At 36.4% G+C, this 13858-nt stretch carries 10 protein-coding genes and 2 riboswitches; of the genes, 5 read left to right on the forward strand and 5 right to left on the reverse strand.

Features of this window, described 5'->3' with window-relative positions; all coding sequences use genetic code 11:
• Positions 1–270 precede the first annotated feature (270 nt).
• Positions 271–453: a hypothetical protein gene (locus tag ACMZ42_RS00315; RefSeq protein WP_370077635.1), complete on the reverse strand. Its 183-nt coding sequence runs from the start codon at positions 451–453 to the stop codon at positions 271–273.
• Positions 454–666: 213 nt separating this feature from the next.
• Positions 667–858: riboswitch (cobalamin riboswitch) on the reverse strand.
• A 197-nt stretch (positions 859–1055) separates the two neighbouring features.
• The gene (metE, locus tag ACMZ42_RS00320; protein ID WP_415730170.1) at positions 1056–3350 is read right to left on the reverse strand and encodes a 5-methyltetrahydropteroyltriglutamate--homocysteine S-methyltransferase; all 2295 of its coding nucleotides are present in this window, start codon (positions 3348–3350) and stop codon (positions 1056–1058) included.
• 182 nt (positions 3351–3532) lie between these two features.
• Positions 3533–3712, reverse strand: a riboswitch (cobalamin riboswitch).
• Between the two features lie 206 nt (positions 3713–3918).
• Between metE and ACMZ42_RS00325 the strand changes: the two genes are divergently transcribed.
• The 4 genes from ACMZ42_RS00325 to ACMZ42_RS00340 all read left to right on the forward strand — a co-directional run bounded on the left by ACMZ42_RS00325 (position 3919) and on the right by ACMZ42_RS00340 (position 7070).
• Positions 3919–4494, forward strand: a complete 576-nt coding sequence (locus tag ACMZ42_RS00325; protein ID WP_402869113.1) for a TetR/AcrR family transcriptional regulator — start codon at positions 3919–3921, stop codon at positions 4492–4494.
• Between the two features lie 12 nt (positions 4495–4506).
• Entirely contained in the window at positions 4507–4905 is a 399-nt protein-coding gene (locus ACMZ42_RS00330; RefSeq protein ID WP_370077629.1) for a DUF5367 domain-containing protein, read from the forward strand.
• Between the two features lie 59 nt (positions 4906–4964).
• Positions 4965–5327: a VOC family protein gene (locus ACMZ42_RS00335; RefSeq protein WP_415730171.1), complete on the forward strand. Its 363-nt coding sequence runs from the start codon at positions 4965–4967 to the stop codon at positions 5325–5327.
• A 381-nt stretch (positions 5328–5708) separates the two neighbouring features.
• The gene (locus ACMZ42_RS00340; protein ID WP_370077625.1) at positions 5709–7070 is read left to right on the forward strand and encodes a C40 family peptidase; all 1362 of its coding nucleotides are present in this window, start codon (positions 5709–5711) and stop codon (positions 7068–7070) included.
• Positions 7071–7125: 55 nt separating this feature from the next.
• Here ACMZ42_RS00340 and ACMZ42_RS00345 read toward each other — a convergent pair whose 3' ends face one another.
• Together ACMZ42_RS00345 and ACMZ42_RS00350 are read right to left on the reverse strand one after the other, a co-directional pair.
• The gene (locus ACMZ42_RS00345; protein WP_415730172.1) at positions 7126–8514 is read right to left on the reverse strand and encodes a UDP-N-acetylmuramoyl-tripeptide--D-alanyl-D-alanine ligase; all 1389 of its coding nucleotides are present in this window, start codon (positions 8512–8514) and stop codon (positions 7126–7128) included.
• 132 nt (positions 8515–8646) lie between these two features.
• Positions 8647–10041, reverse strand: a complete 1395-nt coding sequence (locus tag ACMZ42_RS00350) for a UDP-N-acetylmuramoyl-tripeptide--D-alanyl-D-alanine ligase (RefSeq protein ID WP_415730173.1) — start codon at positions 10039–10041, stop codon at positions 8647–8649.
• Between the two features lie 149 nt (positions 10042–10190).
• Here ACMZ42_RS00350 and ACMZ42_RS00355 point away from each other — a divergent pair, with 149 nt between their 5' ends.
• Positions 10191–11396: an ATP-grasp domain-containing protein gene (locus ACMZ42_RS00355; RefSeq protein ID WP_415730423.1), complete on the forward strand. Its 1206-nt coding sequence runs from the start codon at positions 10191–10193 to the stop codon at positions 11394–11396.
• A gap of 94 nt (positions 11397–11490) precedes the next feature.
• Here ACMZ42_RS00355 and ACMZ42_RS00360 read toward each other — a convergent pair whose 3' ends face one another.
• Positions 11491–13791, reverse strand: coding sequence for a YheC/YheD family protein (locus ACMZ42_RS00360; RefSeq protein WP_415730174.1), 2301 nt, complete (start codon positions 13789–13791; stop codon positions 11491–11493).
• Positions 13792–13858: the final 67 nt, after the last annotated feature.

A 13858-nucleotide genomic window follows, 5' to 3' on the forward strand; every position in this document is an offset into this window, starting at 1 on the left:
TTGGTGCGGGATTAACTGCCCGTAAAAGCCCGATTGGTGAAGACTAATAATCAGTGGGGATAATACGTCCCACTGATTAAAGTTTCACTTTATCCCGCTTTAACGGGCAGTAATTTATCTATTCCGAAAGCGCGACTTCAGGTAAAAAATACCAAATCTTAAATTAGCAATGCAAAGAAGTTTGGTGCGGGATTAACTGCCCGTAAAAGCCCGATTGGTGAAGACTAATAATCAGTGGGGATAATACGTCCCACTGATTAAAGTTTCACTTTATCCAACTAGCTCTTTCATTACATTCGTATAAGCTGTTAAAATATCATTTTCATGGACAGCATCTTGTTCTACATACTGTTCAACTGTGTCCTTTAATGTTTGAGAAGTACTTGTATATTGCGTTTCCATGACTTCAAATTTTAATAGACTTTCATAATACTCGATTACTTGTGGATTCATGTGTAACACTCCTTCAATTTTAGCATAAAAAAACATCTTTCCTTCATCAGGAAGATGCCTACTATGACAAATACACGACATAATACGGTGATTGACACGGTGAAAAAAGCTTTCTATTGGTAATAGAAGCTACCTTCTTAGCAATCATCGTACTATGAGCATGCAGGAGAATTTCTCTAGTCACACTCAACACCCCCTATCCTCGTAGGTTTTTTGGTTGTACTAGATAAAGGCAGGTCTCCTGGCTTATGTTCATCACACTTTTCACCTTCCCATTACAATGCGTAACAGTGGTCTTTTGAAACGTGCTCACATTTACAGTTGCGGGACAGCGCCGGATTTACACCGATCTTCCCTTTTAAACAAATCGGAATTCCGATTTGTACCTCTATCTTATTATTCCGTTTATATTATTATACCATAGTATCTTGTATAATCGAGTACTTCACCATCTAAGCATCTGTTTGACTAGTCTATCCATCGCTTGGACCACGCTACCTTCGCTTAAATTTCTTCAGTAGCTGTCACTTCACTTTTTCTATAAAAATTTCTGTCGAATAAAAAGAAAAACCTGACCTCTTAAAAAGAAGTCAAGTTTCTATTTAATGTATGGACTGTTGGACTTGTTGACGGAGAGTTTTTGCCGCAGCTACCATATGTGTCAGTGCTGCAACTGTTTCTGTTTCCTTCCTTGTTTTTAAACCACAGTCAGGATTCACCCAAAATTGATTTTTTGATAAAACCTGTAAGCTATCCTGCATAATACTCAGCATCTCTTCTTCGCTCGGTACACGTGGACTATGAATATCATAAACGCCTAGCCCAATTCCTTTTTCATACGGATTGACTTGCAGAGAAGAAATCAGCTCGCCATGGCTACGTGACGTTTCAATTGAAATAACATCAGCATCCAATGCACTAATTGGCTCGATAAAATCATTAAACTCACAATAGCACATATGTGTATGAATTTGTGTTTGATCCTTCACACTAGATGTAGCAAGTTTAAAAGCATTCACCGTCCACTCTAAGTAAGCTCCCCAATTTTCTTCACACAGTGGCAAGCCCTCTCGTAATGCTGGTTCATCAACCTGAATAATTGAAATACCCGCAGCTTCTAGCGCTTCCACCTCTTTTCGAAGTGCCAAAGCAATTTGATAGGATACATCCTCCCGTGAAATATCATCCCGTACAAAGGACCAATTTAAAATTGTCACAGGACCTGTTAGCATTCCCTTTACATAGCGATTCGTTTGGCTTTGGGCATAGGCTGTTTCTTTAACTGTCATCGGTGCTTCCCATGCAACGTCACCATAAATAATTGGTGGCTTCACACAGCGAGAGCCATATGATACAACCCATGCTTTCTCCGTAAATGCAAAACCAGTAAGTTTTTCCCCGAAATATTCAACCATATCTGTGCGCTCAAATTCACCGTGTACCAAAACGTCGATATCTAATTCCTCTTGAATAGTGATCCAACGTTTTGTCTCTTGTTCGACAAACGCTGCATAATCCTCATCAGATAGTTGTTTCTTTCGCCATGCACTTCGTGTACGTTTGACTTCGTCTGATTGCGGAAAGCTCCCAATTGTTGTCGTTGGGAACAGCGGTAATTGCAAGGCTTGTTGTTGAACCTTTTGACGTGTTTTAAATTCACTCTGGCGTTCAAAATCTTGTGCTGACACTGCTTTAATGGCTTGTTGAATACTTCTATTTTGACGAGCCGGGTGATTTTTCAACGCTTCAATCGCCCTCATACTTTCAGATGTTTTTTGATTTGAGGGGCTTCCTGTGCCTTGTAAGTATTTTGTTATTTCATTGATCTCAACTAATTTTTCATCTGCAAAAGAAAGGGCATTTTTTAGAACTGGATCGAGCTTTGTTTCGAGAGTAGTTGTAATTGGAACATGCTGTAAGTTACACGAAGATTGAATCCATATTTCTTTAGCACCACTTAGCTGTTCAATAGCTTTAATAGTTGAGCTAGCCTCTGCTAGATTGGAGCGCCAAATATCTCGTCCATTTATAATACCGGCCGCTAATACTTTATCTTGTGGGAAGCCAAATTGACGTAATGCCTCCATATTTTCGCCATAGCCATGCACAAAGTCTAACCCAATTCCTTGAACCGGAAGTGTCACAATTGACTCGTATGCCGATAATGACTCAAAATATGTTTGTAGCATAATGTTAACCTCGGGTACTGATGCAACTAATTGTCTATAAATTTCTTGAACAAGTTTAACCTCCGCTTCATCTAGTGTTGTGGCAAGAGCAGGCTCCTCTAATTGAATCCACTCTACACCAGCATCCACTAACTCCTTTAAGACCTGCGTATAAAGTGGTAGTAATGCTAAAATAAATGTAATCTGCGATAGTTTGTCATAGCCTTTTGTTAATTTACAAAATGTATATGGGCCAATCAATGTAGGTTTTGCTGTAATACCAAACGCTTCCTTAGCCTCTAAAAAGTCTGCCAATATTTTATTTTCTGTTAATTGTAAAGGTTGTCCCTCATATTCTGGCACAATATAATGATAGTTTGTATTAAACCATTTTGTCATTTCACTAGCCACGGCTTTTTTACTACCACGAGCTACCCCATAGTAAGTTTGTAAATCAACTTTGTCTCCCTGCCAATCAAAGCGCTTTGGAACTAAGCCAAACATCATTGCCGTATCCAACATTCTGTCATAGAGTGTGAAATCTCCGACAGTTATCATGTCTATGCCGAGACGAATCTGCTTGTTTATTCGAGCTAGGCGAATATCCTTTAAATGCTGTAAAAACTCATCCTCTGAAAGCTCCTTTTTCCAAAATGCCTCTAAAGCCTTTTTCCATTCACGATCTTCTCCGATATACGGATAACCAACTGTAGTACTTGTATACGTCATGTTTATCTCTCCTATCAATCAAAATAAAAAAAAGCCACCCTCCTTTTTTGGAAAATGGCTGTCATTGCATATCAAAATTAGCTATCAAGAAACAATACGAAATTCTTTCAAAATATCGCATGATTTATTGTCGCACAGGGCCGATATGGTCACATCTCACCACCTATTTCCACGTAGGTATTTGGTGTGTACTAGATATTGGCAGGTCTCCTGGCTTCTCATCAACACGCCTCACAGCCTTCCCAGTTTCCCAGTGGCAATTGTGATTTGCTCCGATTTACAGTTGCGGGACAGCGTCGGATTTACACCGACTTCCCTTTTAAGCCAAACTTTCATTCGGCACCAACTCTTACACAATATTTAATTATGTTTTACTATAACATATATTTTTCTGAAAAGTAGATTTATTTTCAGATTTGTTTGATTCTTCATACTGCTATTATTCCGAACATATGGAATCATCGAAGACTAGCAGCCCCGCTACCAAAACAAACTTGTAAATAGTGGGATATTCTGTTATTTTATAGTTAGTTATCCAACTAACTAATAACAAAGGAGGTGTAAACAAATGGCAAAACCTACTGGTATTGAAAAGTCAGATTTATTAATGGCTGCCAAGCAAAGTTTAGTAGAAAAAGGGATTGAGAAATTCACCTTAAAGGCTGTTGCTGAGCAAGCTGGGGTGACACAAGGAACTATTTATTATCATTTCAAATCAAAAGAGCAAATCATTCTAGAAATTGTCCAAGACATCTGTGAAAATTCCTGGAATGAGATTCTGATGACTGATCGAGAAATGATTCAATCTGCACTTTTCTCTGCAAAAAGTCGATATGAAAATGATGCGTTTTATCATAAATTATTTTTCACCTTAATCGTTTTCGGCTTTACGAACCCAACTATTAGACAGCAAATTGGACAAATTTTAGCGGCTGAAAATGAACATTTATGTAACATTTTAAATAAATTATGGGATACATCACCAATTGATGGCGTGTCGATGGAAACTTGGAGCATTTTTTTCAACGCCCTTATTGATGGCTTAGCTTTACAAGTGATGATGAGGGACGATTTCGATGTAGATGTCTTCTATCAGCAATTAGAAAAAATCCTTCAGACATTGCATCGTCTAGAAAATAATTAGAGGAGGAAAACTATGCGATTCTTTTTATGCTGGGGTTTTGGGATTTGGCTTGTAGCAAGTGCCGTATTTCGATTTGTAGGGCACTACTTTTTTACCCTTGAAGAACCTTTCCTCATGATAGCTACTTACATTTTAGCTATTCCAATCGTTTGGATAGCGACAATACCTATTTATTCTTTGAAAAAGACAAAAGGTACAGAACGGTTACTGGCTGCTATTTGTATCGTATTACCTGGAATGCTCATCGATGCAGTCGTATTGTTAGTTTTCGACAATATTTTCCCGAATTTATCGGCTGACTTAGATCGATATTTCGCCTCATGGCTATTATGGGCTTACTCCCTAATTCTCATTACTGGTTTTACAAATGCTTCATTCGTGAAAAAGAATACTATTCATTCATCAAATTAAAGGATTTTACATTATTATCCTAGAAGTAAGTAATGATTAGAATTAAAGGAGGAGAAAAAATGATTATAGGCTTACATCACGTTCAAATAACAATACCAAAAGGTGAAGAAGAAAAAGGAAGACATTTTTACTGTCAAGTATTAGGACTAAAAGAAATTGAAAAGCCTGATTCGCTGAAAGGACGAGGTGGATTTTGGTTACAGGTCGGCAATAGAGCGGTACATGTAGGTACAGAGGATGGCTTTGATAGATTAACGACGAAGGCTCATATTGCCTATCAAGTTGAAAATATCGAACATTGGAAGAAGGTACTAGCCGAACATCATATAGAAATTTTCGATTCAGTTCCTATTCCTCATTTTGAACGCTTTGAATTTAGAGATCCATTCGGTAATAGAGTTGAGATGATTCAAGAAATCTAAAAGAAAACAGTTGAATAGAAGTTATTTTCTATTCAACTGGCATGTCTTCCAACTTTTTAATTTTGCCGGGGTACTTTTACATTTTATCGCCCAACTTTTGAATTTTATCGACTAACTTTCACGTTTTATCACCTAACTTCTGAATTTTATCGACATCCTCCTTCTTTCGATACTAAAAAACACTTCAGCCAACTGAAACATTTGTAATACAACTGTAAATTAAGGCGATGAAGCCTTTTATATCAGGTGTTTACAGCAATTTCCCATCCACCGTGGTAACAATTACCTCAAAGAAGCCCTACTTTTTCATGCTACGATTAATTCCAGTGACAAACCAAATCAGGATTAATCCTAACAATAGCTTCAGGAGGAAATAACAACATGAATAAACGATTTTTATCAACAACATTAGCATTGACGATAGGTTTTAGCACAGTGGGGATGGTACAACCAACTGTTCAACCTATAGAAGTAGAGGCTGCAACAACAAATGCCCTGAATAACTCACAAGCAGTTAATACGAAAGCGGATCAACTAATTCAAGCTGGAAAAAGCTTAATTGGTAAGGCGACATATAGTAATACAGAATACAAGGCTACATATCCTTATAAATTCTCTTGCGCATCATTTATTATGTACATTTTCGAGAAAAATGGTGTTGACCTTGCAACTTATAATGAAGATTATATGATACAGCAAGGAACAGCTGTTAATAGAAATCAATTACAAAAAGGTGATTTACTATTCTTTAAGAGTAAAAAAACTGGGACAGACCCTGACCACGTTGGTATGTATATCGGGGACAATAAAATGATTCACATGGCTGATTCCCAACAGAATATTGTTATTTCTGATTTAAATAGTAAGCCATATTATACAGATAATTATGTAGGTGCCCGCAGAGTTTTACCTACATTACTCTCAGCTAATCCTGCAACAAAAGGCGATAAAATCGTTGAAAACGCTTATAACTATAAAGATAAAGTAACTATGGGTACAACAATTAGTGAGCAGAGTCTACGTTTTACCGGGCCTGGGTTTGTAGAATATGTTTATCGTAAGAGTGGCGTAAACCTTGGTACTACAACCTTAAAGGAACAAATGAATCTGGGATCGACGGTTTCACGTGCTAATTTAAAGAAAGGTGATTTAATTTTCTTTAATAGTGTCGCTGGCTCTCAAACACCTTCACTTGTAGCCATTTATGCTGGGGACCAACGAATAATGATTCCAAGTTCAAGTGGTATTACGACAAGAGTACTGTTCGTTGACTATTATAAAGAGCATTATATTACTGCAAAACGTGTTACGTCAGATAACTCAACTGCAGCTCCGGCTCCAAATCCAGCCCCTAGCACGCCTTCTACTTCTGCTGATAAAATCATCTCTACTGCCTCAAATTTGAGTAGTAAAGCAAAGTTTGGTTATTCGTATGACGAAAGCTCACTTACGTTTACGAGCGCAGGATTTACTTACTATGTTTTTAAACAGCATGGGATTGATTTAAAAGATAAATTAGCAAGTAGACAAGCATTAGTTGGGACTAAAGTGGAAAAAGCACAGTTACAAAAAGGAGATCTGATCTTCTTCTCTACTAACAATGGAGGAAAAGATATTACACAAACAGGCATCTATCTTGGTAATAATCAGTTTATTAGTATGACATCTAATAATGTTGTAAAACAAAGCCTAACTTCAACATGGGCAAATCAAAACTATGTAACAGCTCGTCGTGTTTTATAATATAAATACAAAGAAAAAGAAGTATTCTTCTATTGAGAATACTTCTTTTTCTAGCTTATTTTTTATTTTTTAACTGATTCGCAAATTCTATCATAGATTTGCTAGACATTGGACCTTTAATAAGTACAATGGTTTCATTATCGAGCTTATGCTTTAGTACATCTAAAACGCCTGAAACATCTTTAAACATATGAACATCTGCCTTGGTGCCTTCCTTCAACGCTTGATTCGCAATATTTTCTGCTCTATTGCCAATAGTAATAAGCGTATCAACATTTCTTTTCGCGACCATTGTGCCAATCTCTCGATGATATTTTTCTTCGAAATTTCCTAACCTCTTAATATCACCTAAAATAAGAATTACTTTCTTCCCTTTTCCTATAGTATCTAAAACCTTTAGTGCCGCTTCAACAGAAGTCGGGTTATTTGTCCAAGTATCATCTACGATAGTACATTCACCTATGCCCGTAGAAAATTCTAAGTGTCTTGCCATCGCTTTGAACGTTTTTAATTGCGAAATTGCGACAGCCATGGAAAGTCCCATTTCCTTTATGGCAGCTATAGCCGCTAATGCATTATATACCTGGTGTTCTCCGTATCCTGGAACAAATAAATTGTATTTGTTATTTGACACTTTTAGTACAAATTTCATGCCGCCTTTTGTGAATTGTATATTCGTAGCTTGATAATCTGCCTTTTCGTTGACGCCAAAGGTAATAATCTTTCCTTTAAATTTATTTAGGGGGATTTTTTTAATGTTTTCATCATCACCATTAATGATTAACGTGCCATCTTTTCTTATTCCTTCTACAATTTCTGCCTTTGCTTTGATATAACCATCAAGATTATTGCATCCATCTAAATGATGGACACCAATATTCGTAATAATACCAATCGTAGGCTGATAGATCATACATTGGTGTTTAATATTCCCTATATTCCCCAATCCTAATTCAAAGATAGCTGCTTTTGTATTCTGATCGATTCCAGTCAAGTACGGTAAGGATTGCCGTGGCTCATTTTTACTGCTGACAGATGCTTGAACATTCCATTCCTTACTAGCTATGTGTTTAATCATTTCTTTCGTTGTCGTTTTACCACATGTTCCGGTTAAAGCAACGACTGGTATTTGAAATAGATTTCTGTAATGCCCCATGAATTTCCAATAGGCATGCAAAATACTTTTGACGCGTATAACGGCCGTATTCTTCAGCGCATTTTTCAATTCCTCTGAAGATTTATCAGAAATGACTAGAGATGGTCCCTTTCGATCTATTTCTTGCCAGTTAATTTGATCACTTTTACTAACAAACATAAGTGTATGATTTTGAGTCAGATCATGTCGGTTATAATAAATTGCATGTTTAACAGACCAGTGTTCAGAACCGCTTAATAATTCTCCTTGTAATAATTTTCTTATATCGCTCACACTTATATGTTGCAAGTTAACTACGCCCCCTTTCTATATAGTATATTTCTGAATAAATGAGTATCATAGTTTATGCATTTCAAGCAATTGACTATAAATATGCTCATTCTAGTAAATGATGAAAAATAACATTTATTTAGGTGAAATCTATTCGGAAGTAGATGATTTTTTTATTTTTAAATCATCTGCCAACTTAGAAACTTCTTTACTATACATATCTCCTTTAATGAAAAGAACCGTATTTTCATCTACAATATCTTCTAACAATTTATAGACGCGTGTACTATTTTTAAAAATATACACAGGTGAACTCATTCCTGCCTCAATGGCATGAAGCGCCATAATACTTGCATGTTCCCCTATCGTAATAAGTACATCGACCCCAATTTCACTAATTAATTCTCCCGCTTGTTCGTGAATGATATATCCCCAAGACCCTAAATCTGTTATCGTCCCAATAACGGCAATCGTTTTCTTGCCTTCTCCGAGCGCTTTCAAAACTTTTAATCCTGCCTCCAAAGAAGTAGTCGTAATATTCCATGTATCATCTAGTAATATGGAATTATTAATGCCTTTAAACACCTGAAGCTGCTTATTCAATTTTCGGAATGATGGCAGTTGTTCAGCTGCTAAAGAAATCGGCAAACCCATTTCACAAATAGCTGCAATCGCAGTGAGCGCATTATATACTTGATGCTCGCCAAAACCTGGTACATAGATTTCATAGAGTTTCTTCTTGTGATGAATATTGAACAGCATACCATTTTTGTGGTAGCGAATATCTCTTGCTTGAAAATCACAGGATTCATGCTTACCTACTTTAATAATGCGTCCTTGAAACTTCGATAAATCTATTTTACTTGAGTTGCTATCATCAGCATTCAGGATTAAGGAGCCTGTAGGACTAATAATGTCCAACATTTCACCCTTTGCTTGGATATACCCCTCTAAAGTTTTACAATAATTTAAATGATGTGCTCCTATATTTGTAATAATCCCAATAGTCGGCTTGAAATATTGCCCCGCAAGTTTGATGTCCCCCGGTGAACCAACAGCTGTTTCATAAACGGCTGCGTCGGTATGATCATCAATATTCAGTAAATATTGCAAAGAAGCAGTTCTAGAATTACTACTAAGTGGCGTGGATGCTACATTTTTTTCTGCAGAAAGTATATGTTTGATCATTTCCTTCGTCGTCGATTTACCAGAAGTACCAGTAATGGCTACAACAGGGATATTAAATTGATTGCGATAAAAATTTACGAACTTCCAATAGGCCTCATCTGTATCTTCTACTTTAATGATGATTATTTGCTCAGGTAATTCATTTTGACTGTATAATCTATCGGTTACAACCACTATAGGATAAAGTGACTCATAATCTTTCCAGTTCACAATACGCTTATTTGTAAAAAGGGCGGTATTTGGTTTTTTCACTTGCTTCAGTCGATAAGCGCCATGTTGAATCAACACTTCCCCCGACCCTTGCACTAAATGGCCTGCAGTAATGACTGTTAAATTCTGCACCGTAAGAGGCTTCATATTATTTTCCCCTCCTTTCCACTCTAGTATATGTAGCTTCTTAAAAGTTGCTTGGATGTATGCGAGATACATAACTAGAGGAAATCTATTTCTTCGCATATATATATAGTTGATAAAGTATCTAACGAACAATAGAAGGAGTGATATACCTGAAAACAATAATATTTATCGGCACTAACAAATCCGGGTCAAGTCGTGAAGCAACAATAGCAGCAGAAAAATTAGGTTATTTTACAGTCCTTTTTACAAACAACGAAAAGCAGTTACAGCAGAGAAAAGCCTACCCAGATATTCATAAAATGATTCTTATTGATACTTCGAATATAGAAGACATGAAAGAAGAAATTTATAATTTAACTAAAACTGGGTTAGAAATAAAATCTATTGTTAGTTTTGTCGATCCTTTTGTCCATATTGCCTCAATTTTATGTGATGAATTTTGTGTCAACTATACGTCTTCAACAGCTATTGAAATGATGGAGGATAAAGAAAAAACTAGAAACTTTTTAAAGAACCAACCTTATTCTCCTAAATTTTTTCTTCTCAAGCCAAATGAGTCCTTCTCTAATAACTTGGCATTTCCACTTATTGTGAAATCTCCAAAATCAACAGGCTCTAAAGATGTTTTGTTAGCAAACGACTCAGACCAACTGAAGAAACACCTGAGCCATCTGCGAAGCAAAAATCCTCGTGAAACCATAATGATTGAAGAATATATCGAAGGTCCGCAATATTTAGTAGAAGCACTTGTCTATAAACGACAAGCTAATATCATCGGTATTATTGAACAAGAAATTACTCAAGGTAAACGTTTTATCATTACTGGTTATGGTGTTCTCGTTAAAGCTCCCAAAGAAATTCAAGCTGGTCTTGAGGAAGTTCTCCAATCTATTGTTACAGCGTTTAACATCGAAAATGGTGCACTGCATTTAGAGCTTCGTTTAACAAAGAATGGCTGGAAGCTTATTGAGATTAACCCACGAATCTCAGGGGGAGCAATGAATACTATGCTTCACGCCGCTTTTGGATTTAATTTAGTGGAAGAAACACTTAAATTATTTTTAGGTGAGCGCCCCGATATCAATCCAAAGCATCGAAAGTTTGTCTATACAAAATACGTCATTGTTGAAAGTAAAGGGATTTTAGAAAAAGTTATTGGAAGAAATAGAGCAACGAATTCACCAGGAGTTGTGGATGTATATGTGAAACCGAAAAGAGGGACATTGTTGACCCCCCCTTTATCGATGGGACATCGTTATGCATATGTAATTGCGGAAGGCGCAACATTAGCGGAAGCTAAAAATAAAGCCATTAACGCCGCAAAAGAAATAAAGTTCATTCTAAAAGTATCTTAGATTTTGAAAATGCTCTCATACGATGATCTCTTTAGCAAAAAAATATCCCGAATAATTGTTTCCTTCAAAAGGTCAATTACTCGGGCTTTTTTATTTATTCTTGAAATTTTTGATCTAAAAATTTAACCGTATCAAACATATTCGTTTTACTAGCACCCTTTACTAAAATAGTGTCGTGAGGTTGTATCACTTTCTCTAAGAGTGCATGCAATTCATCCTTATTCAAGAAATGATAAACTTTAGAAGGATCCATCCCTATTGCCTTCGCTGCTGCTCCCATTTCCTCCGTTCTAAAACCATAAGTGATGAATAAATCTATGTCTTGCTCGTAAATGTATTCGCCCAATTTACGATATTCCTCTTCTCTCAAATCCCCTAATTCTCGCATTTGACCAATAATAGCAATTTTACGTTTCTTCGCTATATTTGTCAGAACATCAATAGCAGCACGTACGCCCTGCGGATGAGAGTGAACGGTATCGTCAATAACCGTAATATCATCACGACAGTTATAAATCGTTAATCGTCTAGGTGGTTTTTTGAAATTTAGCCCTGCTTTAATATCTGCTGGACTAAACCCTAAATAATCTGCAACCGCAACGGCATTTAGCGCATTATAAACATGATGTTCTCCTAAAATTGGGATATACATGGCAATTTCCTGTCCATGTAGCTTTATTTTAAAGGACATACCGATGTCTTTATATTGAATATCATAAGCTTGATAGTTCGCTGTGCTATGAATACCTACTGTTAAGATTTTTCCTTTAAACTGCTGAGTCTCTAAATACTTAGAATTATCATCGTCCTTATTCAGGATTAATAAACCGTTTTGGTCCATGCCATGTATTAATTCCGATTTTGCCTTGGCCACTCCTTTAATATCTCCATCAAAGTTGCCCACATGAGCTAAACCGATATTTGTGATAATACTAATATTCGGTTGAATAATGCTACAGTGATTTGTAATGATACCTGGATAAGCCATCCCGTACTCAAGCACAACAGCCTCATGTGAAGCATTAATTTCTTCTTTATGTTTTTTCGTATGCTCTGTTGTATTCCAATAATCTTTTGACTCAAAGATGTTCCATTTTACCGATAAAATGGAGGCTAGGAATGCTTTTGATGTCGTTTTTCCAGCACTGCCGGTAATCGCGATAATCGGTAAAGCCGTTCCTTTTGCTATAGTTTTTTCTTCTGGTAATGCTTTTACTTCTGGCAAAGCTTTTACTTCTGGTGAAGCCTTTTCTTCTGCTAAATTTTTTTCTACTGGTAAAGCCTTTTCTTCTACTAAATCCCTTTCTTCGGACGAATCTCTATCTTTCCTATATTGCCTAATTTCCCTTTTAATTTGCTTTTGATTCTTAGCAAGGTACATTGCATACCTTATAGTATTGATGACCACATCTAATTCTAAATAAAAAGCAGGAGGACAACCTGGTCGCCAGTTCACTTCATACATCCAAATTTTTCTTTGTTCATCTAAGCCTACATCAATGCCAATTTCATCAATAACTTCTCCAAATTGCGCCATCTGAATTTCATCTAAATGGCGAGCCAATGACAAGGAAAAATGCTCTAACATACGTCGAATATCATAAGCATCTTCTTTAAATTCCTGCTCTAAAAAAGGATCTAAATAATTCGTAAAACCACCATTGTTAATATTCGGTATAATCGAGCCATTTGGTGCAATTCGCGGATAAACCGTCGTTATAACCCATTCACCCTCACCGTTTTTTTGAACATGTAGACGAAAATCATAAATTTGACCTGATTTTGTTTTTGATTGAATATAGGGCTGCACGATAAAGGTGCCTGTAGAAAGTTGCCCTCTAATTAACTCATCTAGCTGTGACTGTGTACAGAAAGTAGTTTCCCTATCCTTCTTTACCTCAAAGTTAGTTCTTCCTACTTTTGAAATAAAATAAATCCCTTTTCCCTTCCGGCCATCTATCGGTTTAAATACGACTTTTTTATAAAAAGCCATAAATTTATGCAGTAAATCAACATTTTCAACAACCTCAGATGGAATTAAATACTTATCAAATTCCTTTGCTTCTTTAAGTCGCTTCATAACATTCCATTTATTACCTATAGAATGAGTTGTAAAAGGTATTTCCTTTTTCAATTTCTCAATAATGTCCTTTGATACAGATAATTTTTCTGGACTTCCTGCATTGTATATAACATCCGGAAAGGGCATCATTTTTTCATGCCAATCACCATTTTCATATACCTTTCCTCTAATGGAACGTTTATCAAAGTCAACGCTTTTTGGTGTAAAGTAAAAAAATTGAGCTCCTTCTGCTTGTGCAACGGCCGCAAATGCATATGACTTAAGAACAGTTCTAGGATCTAGCCGATGATGCAACATTCCTATAATTGTCATCCATTAATCTCTTCCCTTCATAGGATTCTCTCTCTAATAAATTCAATGACTACAACGTGCACCTAGA

Origin of the sequence: Lysinibacillus sp. NPDC056185 (genome assembly GCF_047737915.1) — a bacterium.
Lineage (GTDB): Bacteria > Bacillota > Bacilli > Bacillales_A > Planococcaceae > Lysinibacillus.

Coding starts and splice junctions, on each gene's coding strand:
- ACMZ42_RS00315 (WP_370077635.1), bottom strand. CDS start 453: ATGAATCCACAAGTAATCGAGTATTATGAAAGTCTATTAAAATTTGAA.
- metE (WP_415730170.1), bottom strand. CDS start 3,350: ATGACGTATACAAGTACTACAGTTGGTTATCCGTATATCGGAGAAGAT.
- ACMZ42_RS00325 (WP_402869113.1), top strand. CDS start 3,919: ATGGCAAAACCTACTGGTATTGAAAAGTCAGATTTATTAATGGCTGCC.
- ACMZ42_RS00330 (WP_370077629.1), top strand. CDS start 4,507: ATGCGATTCTTTTTATGCTGGGGTTTTGGGATTTGGCTTGTAGCAAGT.
- ACMZ42_RS00335 (WP_415730171.1), top strand. CDS start 4,965: ATGATTATAGGCTTACATCACGTTCAAATAACAATACCAAAAGGTGAA.
- ACMZ42_RS00340 (WP_370077625.1), top strand. CDS start 5,709: ATGAATAAACGATTTTTATCAACAACATTAGCATTGACGATAGGTTTT.
- ACMZ42_RS00350 (WP_415730173.1), bottom strand. CDS start 10,041: ATGAAGCCTCTTACGGTGCAGAATTTAACAGTCATTACTGCAGGCCAT.
- ACMZ42_RS00360 (WP_415730174.1), bottom strand. CDS start 13,791: ATGACAATTATAGGAATGTTGCATCATCGGCTAGATCCTAGAACTGTT.